This is a genomic window from Enterobacter sp. UPMP701 (genome assembly GCF_053709515.1).
This window is the reverse complement of record NZ_JBSKJN010000009.1, coordinates 36,174-53,311: the sequence shown is the minus strand read 5'-3', so window position 1 is coordinate 53,311 and position 17,138 is coordinate 36,174. Positions and strand designations below refer to the sequence as shown.

Annotated in this window: 15 protein-coding genes; 14 read left to right on the top strand and 1 reads right to left on the bottom strand. The window is 54.8% G+C overall.

Translation table 11 applies throughout. The features are described 5' to 3' along the window. Window positions 1-33: 33 nt before the first annotated feature. Entirely contained in the window at window positions 34-120 is an 87-nt protein-coding gene (gene leuL / locus ACWKXT_RS17725; protein ID WP_119916046.1) for a leu operon leader peptide, read from the bottom strand. Window positions 121-730: 610 nt separating this feature from the next. On the opposite strand from leuL, the gene leuO reads away from it, so the two are divergent. From leuO to murG, 14 genes are all read left to right on the top strand, one after another. Further along, window positions 731-1,675, top strand: a complete 945-nt coding sequence (leuO, locus tag ACWKXT_RS17720; RefSeq protein ID WP_454533089.1) for a transcriptional regulator LeuO — start codon at window positions 731-733, stop codon at window positions 1,673-1,675. A 380-nt stretch (window positions 1,676-2,055) separates the two neighbouring features. Then, complete coding sequence (gene ilvI / locus ACWKXT_RS17715; RefSeq protein WP_454528356.1) at window positions 2,056-3,780, top strand: acetolactate synthase 3 large subunit; 1,725 nt, start codon at window positions 2,056-2,058, stop codon at window positions 3,778-3,780. 1 nt (window position 3,781) lies between these two features. Continuing rightward, window positions 3,782-4,273: an acetolactate synthase small subunit gene (ilvN, locus tag ACWKXT_RS17710; RefSeq protein WP_045259452.1), complete on the top strand. Its 492-nt coding sequence runs from the start codon at window positions 3,782-3,784 to the stop codon at window positions 4,271-4,273. 179 nt (window positions 4,274-4,452) lie between these two features. Continuing rightward, window positions 4,453-5,460, top strand: a complete 1,008-nt coding sequence (gene cra, locus ACWKXT_RS17705; RefSeq protein ID WP_014168621.1) for a catabolite repressor/activator — start codon at window positions 4,453-4,455, stop codon at window positions 5,458-5,460. 598 nt (window positions 5,461-6,058) lie between these two features. Next, entirely contained in the window at window positions 6,059-6,517 is a 459-nt protein-coding gene (gene mraZ / locus ACWKXT_RS17700; RefSeq protein ID WP_014882537.1) for a division/cell wall cluster transcriptional repressor MraZ, read from the top strand. 2 nt (window positions 6,518-6,519) lie between these two features. Further along, window positions 6,520-7,461: a 16S rRNA (cytosine(1402)-N(4))-methyltransferase RsmH gene (rsmH, locus tag ACWKXT_RS17695; protein ID WP_028015503.1), complete on the top strand. Its 942-nt coding sequence runs from the start codon at window positions 6,520-6,522 to the stop codon at window positions 7,459-7,461. After that, window positions 7,458-7,823 carry a cell division protein FtsL gene (ftsL, locus tag ACWKXT_RS17690; protein WP_006173860.1) on the top strand — a complete coding sequence of 122 codons (366 nt, stop codon included), beginning with the start codon at window positions 7,458-7,460 and terminating at the stop codon, window positions 7,821-7,823. Before rsmH ends, ftsL begins: the two co-directional genes overlap by 4 nt. Before the next feature lie 15 nt (window positions 7,824-7,838). Then, window positions 7,839-9,605, top strand: a complete 1,767-nt coding sequence (locus tag ACWKXT_RS17685; protein ID WP_080328694.1) for a peptidoglycan glycosyltransferase FtsI — start codon at window positions 7,839-7,841, stop codon at window positions 9,603-9,605. Further along, window positions 9,592-11,079: a UDP-N-acetylmuramoyl-L-alanyl-D-glutamate--2,6-diaminopimelate ligase gene (gene murE / locus ACWKXT_RS17680; protein ID WP_454528355.1), complete on the top strand. Its 1,488-nt coding sequence runs from the start codon at window positions 9,592-9,594 to the stop codon at window positions 11,077-11,079. Before ACWKXT_RS17685 ends, murE begins: the two co-directional genes overlap by 14 nt. Further along, complete coding sequence (gene murF, locus ACWKXT_RS17675; protein ID WP_454533032.1) at window positions 11,076-12,434, top strand: UDP-N-acetylmuramoyl-tripeptide--D-alanyl-D-alanine ligase; 1,359 nt, start codon at window positions 11,076-11,078, stop codon at window positions 12,432-12,434. Before murE ends, murF begins: the two co-directional genes overlap by 4 nt. Then, on the top strand, window positions 12,428-13,510 hold the full coding sequence (gene mraY / locus ACWKXT_RS17670) for a phospho-N-acetylmuramoyl-pentapeptide-transferase (RefSeq protein WP_008501985.1): 1,083 nt from the start codon (window positions 12,428-12,430) through the stop codon (window positions 13,508-13,510). The genes murF and mraY overlap by 7 nt, the downstream gene beginning before the upstream one ends. Before the next feature lie 2 nt (window positions 13,511-13,512). Further along, window positions 13,513-14,829, top strand: coding sequence for a UDP-N-acetylmuramoyl-L-alanine--D-glutamate ligase (murD, locus tag ACWKXT_RS17665; RefSeq protein ID WP_454533031.1), 1,317 nt, complete (start codon window positions 13,513-13,515; stop codon window positions 14,827-14,829). Continuing rightward, entirely contained in the window at window positions 14,829-16,073 is a 1,245-nt protein-coding gene (ftsW, locus tag ACWKXT_RS17660) for a cell division protein FtsW (RefSeq protein ID WP_028015508.1), read from the top strand. The genes murD and ftsW overlap by 1 nt, the downstream gene beginning before the upstream one ends. Beyond that, window positions 16,070-17,134 (top strand): undecaprenyldiphospho-muramoylpentapeptide beta-N-acetylglucosaminyltransferase, encoded by a 1,065-nt coding sequence (gene murG, locus ACWKXT_RS17655; protein WP_454533030.1) that lies wholly within the window; start codon window positions 16,070-16,072, stop codon window positions 17,132-17,134. The genes ftsW and murG overlap by 4 nt, the downstream gene beginning before the upstream one ends. Window positions 17,135-17,138: the final 4 nt, after the last annotated feature.

Below are 17,138 nucleotides of genomic sequence, written 5' to 3'. Positions count from 1 at the left end.
GTGGCGCGGGTTTTTAGTCTTACTGGTGACGATTCAACGCTGAATTTCGCCCGCCAGTCTACCGCGCACAGTGGATGCGTTTAGTAGTAGTAGACCGGTGAAACGAGTGGTGCGTGTCATGAATCGTGCTCCGTTAAATTCAATATGCTTTTAGTGGTACTGGATACGGCAGTTCATGTCAACCCCTGCTGATAAAAACGGTGTCGGCAGGCCGAAAAGCGAGGCTATGTTCTTTAGCTTATTGTGCTGGATTTTACTTTTCAGACTTAACGAATTGTCTAATTTTGGACTTAAAAAATAGTTGCATAAAAGAATAAATATAACGGGTGTTTTTTAGTCGCCTATCAGGCCTTTGACGTCTTGTGCTTAAACTTTTTTGATATCATTTAGTTATCAGTTTTATGAATGTTCTTCGTCTGTTCGCGAACAGAATGATAATAACAGAATATTAACTTAATAGATCGCGAAAGGTATAACAGTTTAATAATACTTAAGTCATCATTAACCGAATGCTAATTGTATATTGATTGGGTTTATGGTTTCATTTCAACTCTAAAGTTAAACATATCTTTAGAACCGATTTTCTATTTTAGCATGATTGCATCATCTTTATATATTCCGATTTTTAAACAATTCTCTTTCGCTGGTCGTATTAGCATGGTAAATCATATTTTTAGAAATTATTACAGTACGTTGGCGAAGGGAGCGTAGCGTGACAGTGGAGTCAGAAGTGCCAGAAAATAATATTAAACAACCGCAAGTTACTGATGGAATTAAACCACAGTTGCGCACGGTGGATCTTAATCTACTGACGGTGTTTGATGCTGTCATGCAGGAGCAAAATATCACCCGCGCAGCACAAACGTTGGGCATGTCGCAACCTGCGGTAAGCAACGCGGTTGCCAGGCTTAAAGTAATGTTCAACGACGAATTATTCGTTCGTTATGGCAGAGGGATCCAGCCTACAGCGCGGGCTTTCCAGCTTTTTGGCTCCATCCGCCAGGCGCTGCAGTTGGTACAAAATGAACTGCCGGGCTCGGGCTTTGAACCCTTAAGCAGTGAGCGCGTATTCCATCTCTGCGTCTGCAGCCCATTAGATAATTATCTGACATCAATTATCTATAATAAAGTTGAAGAGATTGCGCCTAATATTAACCTGGTCTTTAAATCATCCTTAAATCAAAACACTGAACACCAGTTACGTTACCAGGAAACCGAATTCGTCCTGGGATATGAAGAGTTCCGCCGCCCTGAATTTTCCTGCGTGCCGCTGTTTAAAGATGAAATGGTGCTGGTTGCCAGTAAAAAACATCCGCGACTGAATTCTCCGCTACGTGAAAGTGATGTATATAGCGAACAACATGCCGTTGTTGCGCTCGACAGATATGCTTCCTTTAGCCTTCCGTGGTACGACACTGCGGATAAACAGGCGAGCGTGGCGTATCAAGGGATGGCCATGGTCAGCGTATTAAACGTTGTCTCCCAGACGCATCTGGTTGCGATTGCGCCGCGCTGGCTGGCGGAAGAGTTCTCAGATTCGTTAAATCTGCAAATTCTGCCCCTGCCGCTCAAGCTAAATAGCCGTACTTGCTATCTCTCCTGGCATGAAGCCGCGGGACGCGATAAAGGTCATCAATGGATGGAAGAGTTGCTTATTAGCATCTGCCGTCGTTAATCGTGTCAGGATAAATTGCATCTGCGCATGTGATTTATCCTGGTTTTGTTTTGTTTATTGCTATTTTGTTCTGTTGTTGTTTTTATCTGACGGCTGCCAGGCCTGTAAAAATAGATGATTTCCTGTATCGCCGCGCTTTTCAGCGATGATTTATCATCTCATCCTCTAATTTCAGATGAATTAACCATATCCTCTCCCAATGTATGATTTTTCTGCTTTGAGTGCCTCTTCGCTCTCCAGGTTTGCTAATTGCCTGCCTTATAACGAGCGGTTAAGGTAAGTATCACTCTGCAAAATAGAAGACGGGTTTATCCCGATCGCAAGACGGTGCGGAAATGAATTCGGCGGTCCGTCTATAACAAAATGCCTGGAGGCAAAGCATGGAGATGTTGTCTGGCGCGGAAATGGTCGTCCGATCGCTGATCGATCAGGGCGTAAAGCAAGTGTTCGGCTACCCTGGCGGTGCGGTTCTCGATATTTATGATGCGCTGCATACGGTAGGCGGCATTGACCATGTTCTGGTTCGTCACGAGCAGGCGGCGGTACACATGGCTGACGGCCTGGCCCGTGCGACGGGGGAAGTGGGCGTGGTTTTAGTCACGTCCGGACCGGGGGCAACAAACGCCATTACCGGCATCGCGACGGCCTATATGGACTCTATCCCGCTGGTGATCCTCTCCGGGCAGGTGGCGACATCGCTGATTGGCTACGATGCGTTTCAGGAATGCGACATGGTCGGGATTTCGCGTCCCGTTGTGAAGCACAGCTTCCTGGTCAAGCAAACCGAAGATATTCCTGGGGTGCTGAAAAAAGCGTTCTGGCTGGCTGCAAGCGGGCGTCCGGGACCAGTGGTGGTCGATCTGCCGAAAGATATTCTGAACCCGGCCAACAAGCTGCCGTATGTCTGGCCGGAATCGGTCAGCATGCGCTCTTACAACCCAACAACGCAGGGCCACAAAGGTCAGATCAAGCGCGCGCTGCAGACGCTTCTGGCCGCTAAAAAACCGGTGGTCTACGTTGGTGGCGGTGCAATCAACTCAGCGTGCGAGCCACAGCTCCGTGAACTGGTTGAAAAGCTCAATCTTCCTGTTGCCTCGTCGCTGATGGGGCTGGGGGCATTTCCCGCTACTCATCGTCAGGCGCTGGGTATGCTGGGTATGCACGGTACCTATGAAGCCAACATGACGATGCATCACTCCGACGTCATCTTTGCCGTCGGCGTGCGCTTTGACGATCGCACCACCAACAACCTGGCGAAGTATTGCCCCAACGCCACTGTGCTGCACATTGATATCGATCCTACGTCAATTTCAAAAACGGTGTCGGCTGATGTGCCGATCGTCGGTGATGCCAGACAGGTTCTTGAACAAATGCTGGAACTGCTGGCTCAGGAAAGCACGGCTCAACCGCTGGATGAGATCCGCGACTGGTGGCAGATGATCGAACGGTGGCGCGCGCGCCAGTGTCTGAAATATGACACGCAAAGCGAGCACATTAAGCCGCAGGCGGTTATCGAAGCTGTCTGGCGACTGACGAAAGGTGAAGCGTATGTGGCCTCTGACGTCGGTCAGCATCAAATGTTTGCCGCCCTCTATTATCCGTTTGATAAACCGCGTCGCTGGATCAACTCGGGTGGTTTAGGCACGATGGGATTTGGCCTGCCTGCCGCGCTGGGGGTAAAGCTGGCGCTGCCGAATGAAACCGTTGTCTGCGTGACTGGCGACGGCAGTATCCAGATGAACATTCAGGAACTCTCCACCGCGCTGCAGTATGAGCTTCCGGTACTGGTGCTGAACCTCAATAACGGCTATCTCGGTATGGTGAAGCAGTGGCAGGATATGATCTACTCGGGCCGCCATTCGCAGTCATACATGAACTCTCTGCCTGATTTTGTCCGTCTTGCTGAAGCTTACGGTCATGTAGGCATGCGGGTGACCGATCCGGCTGAGCTGGAAACGAAGCTCGCAGAAGCGCTTGAGCACGTCAAAAACAACCGCCTCGTCTTTATGGATGTCATTGTTGATGGCACCGAGCACGTTTATCCGATGCATATCCGCGGTGGTGGTATGGATGAAATGTGGTTAAGCAAAACGGAGAGAACCTGATATGCGTCGGATATTATCGGTATTACTGGAAAACGAGTCTGGCGCACTGTCGCGCGTCATTGGGCTTTTTGCGCAGCGCGGCTATAACATCGAAAGCCTGACCGTTGCGCCAACGGACGATCCGACGCTGTCGCGGATGACCATTCAGACCGTCGGCGATGCCAAAGTGATTGAGCAGATCGAGAAACAGCTGCATAAGCTGGTCGATGTGCTGCGCGTGAGCGAGCTGGGGCAGGGAGCTTACGTTGAGCGTGAAGTCATGCTGGTCAAAATTCAGGCCAGCGGCTACGGGCGTGAAGAGGTCAAACGCAATGCGGACATTTTCCGCGGTCAGATCATCGACGTCACGCCTTCTCTCTATACGGTTCAGCTGGTCGGCACCAGTGACAAGCTGGATGCTTTTCTGGCGTCCGTGCGGGATGTAGCAAAAATTGTTGAGGTGGCGAGATCGGGTATTGTCGGTCTGTCACGCGGCGAGAAAATCATGCGTTAGTTGTCAAAAAGGTTCGCCTCTTTCAGCCCGGTCACCAAAGCCGGGCTTTTTTTTGTGTAATCAGCCGACAACGCAGATAAAAGCGGTTGCCGCGAAGGCTTTTCTGCGTTTAGATGTTAAAAGATTTAACCATAACCTTGACAAGGCCATGGACTCTTTTCTTTTTTTAAGGGGCAATTGTGAAACTGGATGAAATCGCCCGGCTAGCCGGCGTGTCACGAACAACGGCCAGCTATGTGATTAACGGTAAAGCAAAGCAGTACCGTGTCAGTGATAAGACCGTTGAAAAAGTGATGGCGGTGGTTCGTGAGCATAACTACCATCCGAATGCAGTCGCTGCCGGCCTGCGTGCCGGGCGCACCCGCTCTATTGGTCTGGTGATCCCGGATCTGGAAAACACCAGCTATACCCGTATCGCCAACTATCTTGAACGTCAGGCGCGCCAGCGCGGCTATCAATTGCTGATTGCCTGCTCGGAAGACCAGCCTGATAACGAGATGCGTTGCATTGAACATCTGCTTCAGCGCCAGGTTGATGCCATTATTGTGTCGACTTCCTTACCGCCAGAGCATCCGTTCTACCAGCGCTGGGCGAACGATCCTTTCCCTATTGTTGCGCTGGATCGTGCGCTCGATCGTGAGCATTTCACCAGCGTCGTGGGTGCGGATCAGGATGACGCGGAAATGTTGGCCGCAGAGCTGAGAACCTTCCCCGCTGAAACGGTGCTGTATCTTGGCGCGTTGCCCGAGCTTTCCGTGAGCTTCCTGCGTGAGCAAGGTTTCAGAACCGCCTGGAAAGACGATCCGCGTGAAGTCCACTATCTCTATGCCAACAGCTATGAACGCGAAGCCGCTGCGCAGTTGTTCGAGAAATGGCTGGAGACGCACCCGATGCCTCAGGCGCTGTTCACCACCTCGTTTGCGCTCTTGCAGGGTGTAATGGATGTGACGTTACGTCGTGAAGGTAAGCTTCCCTCCGACCTGGCTATTGCCACGTTCGGGGACAACGAGCTGCTCGACTTCCTTCAATGTCCGGTGCTGGCCGTAGCGCAGCGTCACCGCGATGTGGCTGAACGCGTGCTCGAGATCGTTCTGGCGAGCCTGGACGAACCGCGAAAACCGAAGCCGGGTCTGACGCGTATCAAACGTAATCTCTATCATCGCGGAATTTTGAGCCGCCATAAATGAAATGACGGGGCGGTGAAAACTGCCCCCTTTTGCTGAAATAATTCACGGCGTTAATTCCCGCAGAGAAATTAGGATAATTCCTTAGGGATCGTAATCACCTATTTTTCTTAATTCATTTTGCCGTTTTAAATGTTCTTTTAAGAGCCACGAAGCGATTTTAAAAGCCTCTCTTTGTATTATTTTGTTACAAACCCTCTCCGGTCGATGAATATTCAGACGTTTTTCCTTCACCTTCGCCAGCCAGCATGCTCACCGCCGCGTTCGCTGAGTGTCTGAGTGAATCTGGCGCTGTTATCCCCAGAGAATCTGTCATAAAATGCTGCCCGCGTCGCAAACTGACACTTTATATTTATCTGCGATGATATTGAGTGAGCCTTAACGCTAGTGTGCATATTCGGTTTTTTTCTTACAAATATTCATAACGTTAATTTTGCCTCGCCAGTTGTGCAGTTATTAACCAGGACTGTTTATCTCTGTAAATAGAGGGCTTTCGGGTCCTTATAGGGAGAGTCCTGGCTTGACAAGCTTTTCCCTCGCTCCGTAAACTCCTTTAGGTGGGAATTTGTGGGTTAAAGTGGTGAGGAGGGGTGAGGCTGGCATGTTCCGTGGAGCTACGTTAGTCAATCTCGACAGCAAAGGGCGTTTATCGGTACCAACCCGATACCGCGACCAGCTGATTGAGAACGCTTCGGGTCAAATGGTTTGCACCATTGACATCAACTCCCCCTGCCTGCTGCTTTACCCCTTACCCGAATGGGAAATTATTGAGCAAAAGCTGTCGCGACTGTCGAGCATGAACCCGCAGGAACGCCGCGTGCAGCGGCTTTTATTGGGACATGCCAGTGAATGTCAGATGGATAGCGCCGGGCGATTACTGATTGCGCCTGTGCTGCGGCAACATGCCGGTCTGACCAAAGAAGTGATGCTGGTCGGGCAGTTCAACAAGTTTGAACTGTGGGATGAAACGACCTGGTATCAACAGGTCAAGGAAGATATCGACGCTGAGCAGTCCGATTCCGCGACATTATCGGAACGGCTGCAGGACTTGTCTCTATAAATATGATGGAAAATTATAAACATAAAACGGTGTTACTGGACGAGGCCGTCAACGGCCTGAATATTCGTCCGGATGGCATCTACATTGATGGCACCTTTGGTCGCGGTGGTCACTCGCGTTTGATCCTCTCCCAGCTTGGAGAGGAAGGACGTCTGCTGGCAATCGATCGCGATCCGCAGGCGATTGCTGTTGCACAGACCATCAATGACCCACGCTTTTCCATCGTGCATGGACCTTTCTCTGCGCTCGCGGATTACGTAGCCGAGCGCGATCTGACGGGCAAGATCGACGGGATTCTTCTCGATCTTGGCGTCTCTTCACCCCAGCTTGATGATGCAGAACGCGGCTTCTCCTTTATGCGCGACGGTCCGCTGGACATGCGTATGGACCCGACGCGCGGCCAGTCTGCCGCCGAATGGCTGCAGACCGCTGACGAAGCGGATATTGCCTGGGTGATCAAAACCTTCGGTGAAGAACGTTTCGGCAAGCGCATTGCGCGCGCCATCGTTGAGCGCAACCGCGTTGAGCCAATGACCCGCACCAAAGAGCTGGCCGAAGTGATTGCGGCGGCAACGCCGGTGAAGGATAAGCACAAACATCCCGCGACCCGTACCTTCCAGGCGGTTCGCATCTGGGTAAACAGTGAACTGGAGGAAATAGAGCTGGCGCTAAAAAGCTCGCTCGACGTGCTGGCCCCGGGTGGGCGGTTATCCATCATCAGCTTCCATTCGCTGGAAGACCGCATTGTGAAACGCTTTATGCGTGAACAGAGCCGCGGTCCTCAGGTTCCTGCGGGGCTGCCGATGACGGAAGAACAACTCAGGAAACTGGGTGGCCGTCAGTTGCGAGCATTAGGCAAGTTGATGCCGGGCGAAGAAGAGGTGGCAGAGAATCCACGCGCCCGTAGTTCAGTGCTGCGAGTTGCAGAGAGGACGAACGCATGATCGGCAGAGTGACAGAAACCCTAAGCAAAGTTAAGGGATCGTTAGGAAGCAACGAGCGCCATGCCTTGCCTGGCGTGATCGGCGACGATCTTTTGCGGTTCGGGAAACTGCCACTCTGCTTGTTCATTTGCATCATTGTTACGGCAGTCACGGTGGTAACGACTGCCCACCATACTCGTTTATTGACTGCGCAACGCGAGCAGCTGGTGCTGGAACGCGATGCGCTGGATATTGAATGGCGAAATCTGATCCTTGAAGAAAACGCGCTCGGCGATCACAGCCGGGTTGAACGGATCGCAACGGAAAAGCTGCAACTGCAGCATGTTGATCCTTCCCAGGAAAATATCGTAGTACAAAAATAAGGGAACACGCGACGCATGAAAGCAGCGGCAAAAACGCTCAAACCAAAACGTCAGGAAGAACAGGCCAACTTTATCAGTTGGCGTTTTGCGTTGCTTTGCGGCTGCATTTTACTGGCGCTGGGTTTCCTGCTGGGACGCGTGGCGTGGTTGCAAATCATCGCCCCTGACATGCTGGTACGCCAGGGGGATATGCGCTCCCTTCGCGTTCAGGAAGTGTCGACTTCTCGCGGAATGATCACTGACCGTTCCGGCCGCCCGCTGGCGGTGAGCGTGCCGGTAAAAGCGATCTGGGCGGACCCAAAAGAGCTTCACGACGCCGGTGGCATTACGCTTGATAACCGCTGGAAAGCGCTGTCTGATGCGCTGAAAATGCCGCTCGATCAGCTTGCCTCCCGCGTCAACGCGAACCCGAAAGGGCGTTTTATCTATCTGGCGCGTCAGGTTAACCCTGACATGGCGGACTACATCCGTAAACTGAAGCTTCCGGGCATTCATCTGCGTGAAGAATCCCGTCGTTACTATCCGTCCGGCGAAGTAACCGCTCACCTCATCGGCTTTACCAACGTCGACAGCCAGGGGATTGAAGGCGTTGAAAAAAGCTTCGATAAGTGGCTCACCGGCCAGCCTGGCGAGCGTATCGTACGTAAAGACCGCTACGGACGCGTCATTGAAGATATTTCTTCCACTGACAGCCAGGCAGCGCACAACCTGGCGCTGAGTATCGACGAGCGCCTGCAGGCGCTCGTCTACCGCGAGCTGAACAACGCCGTGGCCTTCAACAAGGCCGAGTCAGGCAGCGCCGTACTGGTAGACGTCAGCACCGGCGAAGTGCTGGCGATGGCCAACAGCCCGTCCTACAACCCGAATAATTTTACCGGCACTGCAAAAGATGCGATGCGTAACCGGGCGATCACCGACGTGTTTGAACCCGGCTCCACGGTGAAACCGATGGTGGTGATGACAGCGCTTCAGCGCGGTATCGTCAATGAAAACACGGTTCTTAATACCATCCCTTACCGTATCAACGGCCACGAAATTAAAGACGTGGCGCGCTACAGCGAATTGACCCTGACCGGGGTGTTACAGAAGTCGAGTAACGTCGGTGTTTCAAAGCTGGCGTTAGCGATGCCGTCCTCAGCGTTAGTAGAGACTTACTCACGTTTTGGGCTAGGAAAGGCGACCAATTTGGGGTTGGTCGGAGAACGCAGTGGCTTATATCCTCAAAAACAACGGTGGTCTGACATAGAGAGGGCCACCTTCTCTTTCGGCTACGGGCTAATGGTAACCCCGTTACAGTTAGCGCGAGTCTACGCAACGATTGGCAGCTATGGCGTTTATCGCCCGCTGTCGATTACCAAAGTTGATCCACCAGTTCCGGGCGAGCGTATCTTCCCGGAATCTATCGTTCGTACCGTTGTGCACATGATGGAAAGCGTGGCGCTGCCGGGCGGCGGCGGCGTGAAGGCGGCCATCAAGGGCTACCGCATCGCCATTAAAACCGGTACAGCGAAAAAAGTGGGGCCAGACGGCCGCTACATCAACAAATACATTGCCTATACCGCAGGCGTTGCGCCTGCAAGCAATCCGCGATTTGCGCTGGTGGTCGTGATTAACGATCCACAGGCGGGTAAATACTACGGCGGCGCCGTCTCCGCGCCTGTGTTCGGGGCCATCATGGGCGGCGTACTGCGCACCATGAACATCGAACCAGATGCGCTGGCGACAGGCGAAAAAAGTGAATTTGTAATTAATCAAGGCGAGGGTACAGGTGGCAGATCGTAATTTGCGCGACCTACTCGCTCCGTGGGTGCCTATGCTACCTGCGCGAGCACTACGAGAGATGGTACTGGACAGCCGCGTGGCTGCTTCTGGCGATCTTTTTGTGGCGGTGGTCGGTCATCAGGCGGACGGGCGTCGTTATATCCCGCAGGCGATTGCGCAAGGTGTTGCTGCCATTATTGCTGAGGCCAAAGACGAGGCAACCGACGGTGAGATCCGTGAAATGCACGGTGTACCGGTTATCTATCTCAGCCAGTTGAATGAGCGTCTCTCTGCACTGGCAGGACGTTTTTATCATGAACCTTCTGACCAGCTGCGTCTGGTTGGCGTGACGGGTACAAACGGAAAAACGACCACTACCCAACTGATGGCGCAGTGGGCGCAGCTGTTGGGAGAAACCGGTGCGGTGATGGGCACCGTGGGTAACGGCCTGCTGGGCAAAGTGAGCCCGACGGAAAACACCACAGGCTCCGCGGTTGACGTACAGCACGTGCTTGCCGGTCTGGCAGGGCAGGGGGCAACCTTTGCCGCGATGGAAGTTTCTTCGCACGGTCTGGTACAGCACCGTGTCGCGGCACTGAAATTTGCGGCTTCAGTGTTCACCAACCTGAGCCGCGATCATCTTGATTATCATGGTGATATGGAACAGTACGAAGCCGCGAAATGGCTGCTGTTCTCTACTCACCATTACGGACAAGCCATCATCAACGCCGACGACGACGTGGGTCGCCGCTGGCTGGCGAAGCTTCCGGATGCGGTAGCTGTGTCGATGGAAGACCATATCAATCCGAACTGCCACGGCCGCTGGCTGAAGGCGGTTGAGGTGAATTATCACGACAGCGGGGCGACGATCCGCTTTGCCTCTTCCTGGGGAGAAGGTGAAATTGAAAGCCGCCTGATGGGCGCTTTTAACGTCAGCAACCTGCTGCTGGCGCTGGCGACGCTGCTGGCGCTGGGTTATCCGATGGCTGAACTGCTGAAAACCTCAGCGCGTCTGCAGCCGGTTTGCGGCCGTATGGAAGTGTTCAGCGCGCCGGGCAAACCGACCGTTGTGGTTGATTATGCCCACACGCCGGATGCGCTGGAAAAAGCGCTGGAAGCGGCGCGCCTGCACTGCACCGGTAAGCTCTGGTGCGTCTTTGGCTGCGGCGGCGATCGTGATAAGGGCAAACGTCCCCTGATGGGGGCCATTGCGGAACAGTTCGCGGACATTCCGGTTGTGACCGATGACAACCCGCGCACCGAAGAGCCGCGCGCCATCATCAACGACATCCTGGCGGGCATGCTGGACGCGGGCCGCGCTCGCGTGGTGGAAGGCCGCGCGGAAGCCGTAACGAACACCATCATGCAGGCTAAAGAAAACGACGTTGTTCTGCTGGCCGGTAAAGGCCATGAAGATTATCAAATTGTTGGCAATCGTCGTCTGGATTACTCGGATCGCGTAACGGCAGCACGTCTGCTGGGAGTCATCGCATGATAAGCATCACGTTAAGCCAGGCCGCTGCCATCCTGCAGGGCGACCTGCACGGGCAAGACCTGACGATTGATGCCGTAACGACGGACACCCGCAAAATAACGGCAGGCTGTCTGTTTGTGGCGCTGAAAGGCGAGCGTTTTGACGCGCATGATTTCGCTGAACAGGCCAAAGAGAACGGCGCTGGTGCACTGCTGGTCAGCCGAAAGCTCGACATCGATCTGCCGCAGATTGTGGTGAAAGATACGCGTCTCGCGTTCGGTGAACTGGCCGCCTGGGTGCGTCAACAGGTACCTGCTCGCGTCGTCGCGCTGACCGGGTCATCAGGCAAAACGTCAGTAAAAGAGATGACGGCTGCCATTCTCAGCCAGTGCGGTAATACGCTTTATACCGCGGGCAACCTCAATAATGACATCGGCGTGCCGATGACATTACTTCGCCTGACCAAAGAGCATGACTATGCGGTGATCGAGTTAGGGGCAAACCACCAGGGCGAAATCGCCTGGACAGTGAGCCTGACTCGGCCGGAAGTGGCGCTGGTGAATAACCTGGCGGCGGCGCATCTTGAAGGCTTTGGCTCGCTGGAAGGCGTGGCGAAAGCCAAAGGTGAGATTTATACCGGTCTGCCGGATAACGGTATCGCCATCCTGAACGCCGACAACAACGACTGGCTGAACTGGCAGAGCATCATTGGTTCGCGTAAAACCTGGCGTTTTTCGCCGAATGCGGCCAACAGTGATTTTACCGCGACCAATATCCATGTGACGTCCCATGGTACGGAATTCACGCTGACGACCCCAACGGGTGGCGTAGAGGTGCTGCTGCCGCTGCCGGGTCGCCATAACATCGCCAATGCGCTTGCGGCTGCGGCGTTGTCCATGGCGGTGGGCGCATCGCATGATGCGATCAAAGCAGGTCTGGCGAACCTGAAAGCCGTGCCGGGGCGTCTGTTCCCGATTCAGCTTTCAGAGAACAAACTGCTGCTGGATGACTCCTACAACGCGAACGTCGGCTCAATGACGGCAGCGGTGCAGGTGTTATCTGAAATGCCGGGCTACCGCATCATGGTGGTTGGCGATATGGCCGAGCTGGGCGATGAAAGCGAAGCCTGTCATACCCAGGTGGGAGAAGCGGCGAAAACGGCGGGGCTGGACTGCGTGCTGAGCGCAGGAAAACTGAGCCAGGCGATTAGCCAGGCCAGCGGCGTTGGCGAACATTTTGCCGATAAAGCCGCGTTGATTGAGCGCCTTAAGGCATTAATTACAGAAAAACAAATTGTGACAGTGTTAGTGAAAGGTTCACGTAGTGCCGCCATGGAAGAGGTTGTGCACGCATTACAGGAGAACGGGACATGTTAGTTTGGCTGGCCGAACATTTGGTCAAATATTATTCAGGCTTTAACGTCTTTTCCTATCTGACGTTTCGCGCCATCGTCAGCCTGCTGACTGCACTGTTCATCTCATTGTGGATGGGCCCGCGCATGATTGCCCGTCTGCAAAAACTCTCTTTTGGTCAGGTTGTGCGTAACGACGGTCCGGAGTCGCACTTCAGCAAGCGTGGTACGCCGACCATGGGCGGGATTATGATCCTGACCGCGATCGTCGTTTCCGTCCTGCTGTGGGCCTATCCGTCTAACCCGTACGTCTGGTGCGTGCTGACCGTACTGGTGGGCTACGGCATCATTGGGTTTGTGGATGATTATCGCAAAGTCGTTCGCAAAGATACCAAAGGCCTGATTGCCCGCTGGAAGTATTTCTGGATGTCAGTGATCGCGCTGGGCGTGGCCTTCGCGCTGTATCTGGCAGGAAAAGACACGCCCGCCACCGAACTGGTGGTGCCGTTCTTTAAAGACGTGATGCCTCAGCTGGGGCTGTTCTACATCCTGCTGGCCTACTTTGTAATTGTCGGCACCGGTAACGCCGTTAACCTGACCGATGGTCTGGATGGTCTGGCGATTATGCCTACCGTCTTCGTGGCGGCCGGCTTTGCGCTGGTGGCGTGGGCGACCGGTAACATGAACTTTGCGAACTACCTGCACATTCCTTATCTGCGTCATGCGGGTGAGTTGGTTATCGTCTGTACGGCGATTGTCGGCGCGGGGCTGGGCTTCCTCTGGTTCAACACCTATCCGGCGCAGGTCTTTATGGGTGACGTCGGTTCCCTGGCGCTGGGTGGCGCGCTCGGCATTATCGCCGTACTGCTGCGTCAGGAGTTCCTGCTGGTGATCATGGGCGGCGTGTTTGTGGTTGAAACCCTGTCGGTGATTTTGCAGGTTGGCTCCTTCAAGCTGCGCGGTCAGCGCATCTTTCGTATGGCGCCGATTCACCACCACTATGAACTGAAAGGCTGGCCGGAGCCGCGCGTGATTGTGCGCTTCTGGATTATTTCGCTGATGCTGGTGCTGATTGGCCTGGCAACGCTGAAGGTACGTTAATCATGGCAGATTACCAGGGCAAAAAAGTCGTTATCATCGGGTTAGGCCTCACTGGCCTGTCCTGCGTGGACTTTTTCCTTGCGCGTGGCGTGACGCCGCGCGTGATGGATACGCGTGTCTCTCCGCCGGGTCTGGACAAGCTGCCGGAACAGGTTGAACGCCACCTTGGTGGTCTGAATGATGACTGGCTGCTGGCAGCCGATCTGATTGTTGCCAGCCCGGGTATGGCGCTGGCGCATCCTTCGCTGAGCGCTGCTGCGGATGCGGGCGTTGAGATTGTCGGCGATATCGAACTGTTCTGCCGGGAGGCGCAGGCCCCAATCGTCGCCATTACCGGTTCAAACGGTAAAAGCACCGTCACCACCCTGGTGGGTGAAATGGCGAAAGCAGCGGGCAAAAATGTCGGCGTGGGCGGCAACATTGGTCTGCCGGCGCTGATGCTGCTGGACAAAGGCTGCGAGCTGTACGTGCTGGAACTCTCCAGCTTCCAGCTTGAAACCACCTCCAGCCTGCATGCCGCCGCTGCAACGATCCTGAACGTGACGGAAGATCATATGGACCGGTATCCATTTGGTCTGCAGCAGTATCGCGCCGCCAAGCTGCGCGTTTATGAAAATGCTAAAGTCTGCGTGGTTAACGCCGACGATGCGCTGACCATGCCGGTGCGCGGCGCGGACGATCGCTGCATCAGCTTCGGTATCACGATGGGGGATTACCACCTGAACCGCCAGCTGGGCGAAACCTGGCTGCGCGTGAAGGGTGAGAAAGTGCTGAACGTGAAAGAGATGAAGCTCACTGGTCAGCACAACTACACCAATGCCCTGGCGGCGCTGGCGCTGGCCGATGCAGTGGGGCTGCCGCGCTCCTCCAGCCTGAAAGCGTTAACCACATTTTCCGGCCTGGCGCACCGTTTTCAGCTGGCGCTGGAGCACAACGGCGTTCGCTGGATCAACGACTCCAAAGCCACCAACGTGGGCAGCACGGAGGCCGCGCTTAACGGTTTGCACGTTGACGGTACCCTGCATCTGCTGTTGGGCGGCGACGGTAAATCCGCTGATTTCTCCTCCCTGAAGCCGTATCTCTCAGGAGATAACGTCCGTCTGTACTGCTTCGGCCGTGACGGCAGCGAGCTGGCTGAACTTCGCCCTGACGTTGCTGAGCAAACCGAAACCATGGAACAGGCGATGCGGCTGATTGCTCCTCGCGTGAAGCCAGGCGATATGGTGCTGCTCTCTCCGGCCTGCGCCAGCCTCGATCAGTTTAAGAATTTTGAACAGCGTGGCGATGTCTTTACCCGCCTTGCGAAGGAGTTAGGCTGATGCGTTTATCTCTCCCTCGCCTGAAAATGCCGCGCCTGCCAGGATTTGGGATCCTGGTGTGGCTGTTTGCGGCGCTGAAAGGCTGGGTGATGGCTTCACGGGATAAAGATTCCGATAGCCTGATTATGTACGACCGCACCCTGTTCTGGCTGACGCTGGGGCTGGCGGCGATCGGCTTTATCATGGTGACCTCGGCCTCCATGCCTGTTGGACAGCGTCTGGCTAACGATCCCTTCCTGTTCGCCAAGCGTGACGGGCTGTACATCATTCTGGCGTTTTGTCTGGCGCTGGTGACGCTTCGTCTGCCGATGGCGTTCTGGCAGCGGCACAGCACCGCGATGTTGATCGCCTCCATTATCATGCTGCTGATCGTGCTGGTTGTCGGGAGCTCCGTTAACGGAGCATCGCGCTGGATCGCCTTTGGCCCGCTGCGAATTCAGCCAGCGGAATTTACCAAGCTTTCGTTGTTCTGCTATCTGGCGAACTACCTGGTCCGTAAGGTTGATGAAGTGCGTAACAACCTTCGCGGCTTCTTAAAGCCGATGGGCGTGATTCTGGTGCTCGCGATCCTGCTGCTGGCGCAGCCTGACCTCGGTACCGTTGTCGTACTGTTTGTCACCACGCTGGCGATGCTGTTCCTGGCAGGGGCCAAGCTGTGGCAGTTCATCGCCATTATCGGGATGGGGATTTCAGCGGTGGTGCTGCTGATCCTTGCCGAACCTTACCGTATCCGCCGCGTGACCTCGTTCTGGAACCCGTGGGAAGATCCGTTCGGTAGCGGCTATCAGCTGACGCAGTCGCTGATGGCCTTTGGTCGCGGTGAAGTCTGGGGACAAGGTCTGGGCAACTCGGTACAGAAACTGGAGTATTTACCGGAGGCGCATACCGACTTCATCTTCTCCATTATTGGGGAAGAACTGGGTTATATCGGTGTGGTATTAGCGCTTTTAATGGTATTCTTCGTCGCTTTCCGCGCCATGTCGATTGGCCGAAAAGCGCTGGAGATCGATCACCGCTTTTCAGGCTTCTTAGCCTGCTCAATTGGTATCTGGTTTAGCTTCCAGGCGCTGGTAAACGTCGGGGCCGCAGCGGGTATGCTGCCGACCAAAGGTCTGACGTTGCCGCTGATCAGCTATGGTGGTTCGAGCCTGTTGATCATGTCGACGGCCATTATGTTTTTGTTACGCATAGATTATGAGACGCGTCTGGAGAAAGCCCAGGCGTTTACACGAGGTTCACGATGAATCAACCGAAGCGGTTAATGGTGATGGCAGGCGGTACCGGCGGACATGTGTTCCCGGGGCTGGCGGTTGCGCACCATTTAATGGAGCAGGGCTGGCAGGTACGCTGGCTGGGAACCGCAGACCGCATGGAAGCCGACCTGGTACCGAAGCACGGTATTGAGATCGACTTTATTCGTATTTCCGGCCTGCGAGGCAAAGGCCTCAAGGCCATGCTGCTGGCGCCGGTGCGTATTTTTAACGCCTGGCGTCAGGCCCGCACCATCATGAAGCGCTTTAAGCCCGATGTGGTGCTGGGCATGGGCGGCTATGTTTCTGGTCCCGGCGGGCTGGCGGCGTGGTCGTTAGGCATTCCCGTTGTGCTGCATGAGCAGAACGGTATCGCCGGTCTGACCAACAAGTGGCTGGCGAAAATCGCCACCAAAGTCATGCAGGCGTTTCCCGGCGCGTTTCCGAAAGCGGACGTGGTGGGTAACCCGGTGCGCGTGGACGTGCTGGCGCTGCCGCTGCCGGATGCCCGTCTGGCGGGCCGTGAAGGGCCGGTTCGTGTGCTGGTCGTCGGTGGCTCCCAGGGCGCGCGTATCTTAAACCAGACGATGCCGCAGGTTGCCGCAAAGCTGGGCGATGACGTAACGATTTGGCACCAAAGCGGAAAAGGCGCTCAGCAGACCGTTGAGCAGGCTTATGCAGACGAAGGTCAGCCGCAGCATAAAGTCACAGAGTTTATCGACGACATGGCGGCAGCGTATGCCTGGGCCGATGTCGTGGTCTGTCGTTCAGGCGCGCTGACGGTGAGCGAAATCGCCGCCGCCGGTCTGCCGGCCCTGTTTGTGCCGTTCCAGCACAAAGACCGACAGCAGTACTGGAATGCGCTGCCGCTTGAGAAAGCCGGTGCCGCGAAAATTTTTGAGCAGCCACAATTTACCGCCGATGCGGTCGCCACCACCCTGGCGGGCTGGAACAGAGACGCACTGCTGGAGATGGCGCAACGCGCGCGCGCGGCCGCTATCCCGGATGCGACGGAACGGGTGGCAAAAGAAGTGAGCCTGGTAGCCCAGGCTTAACCCT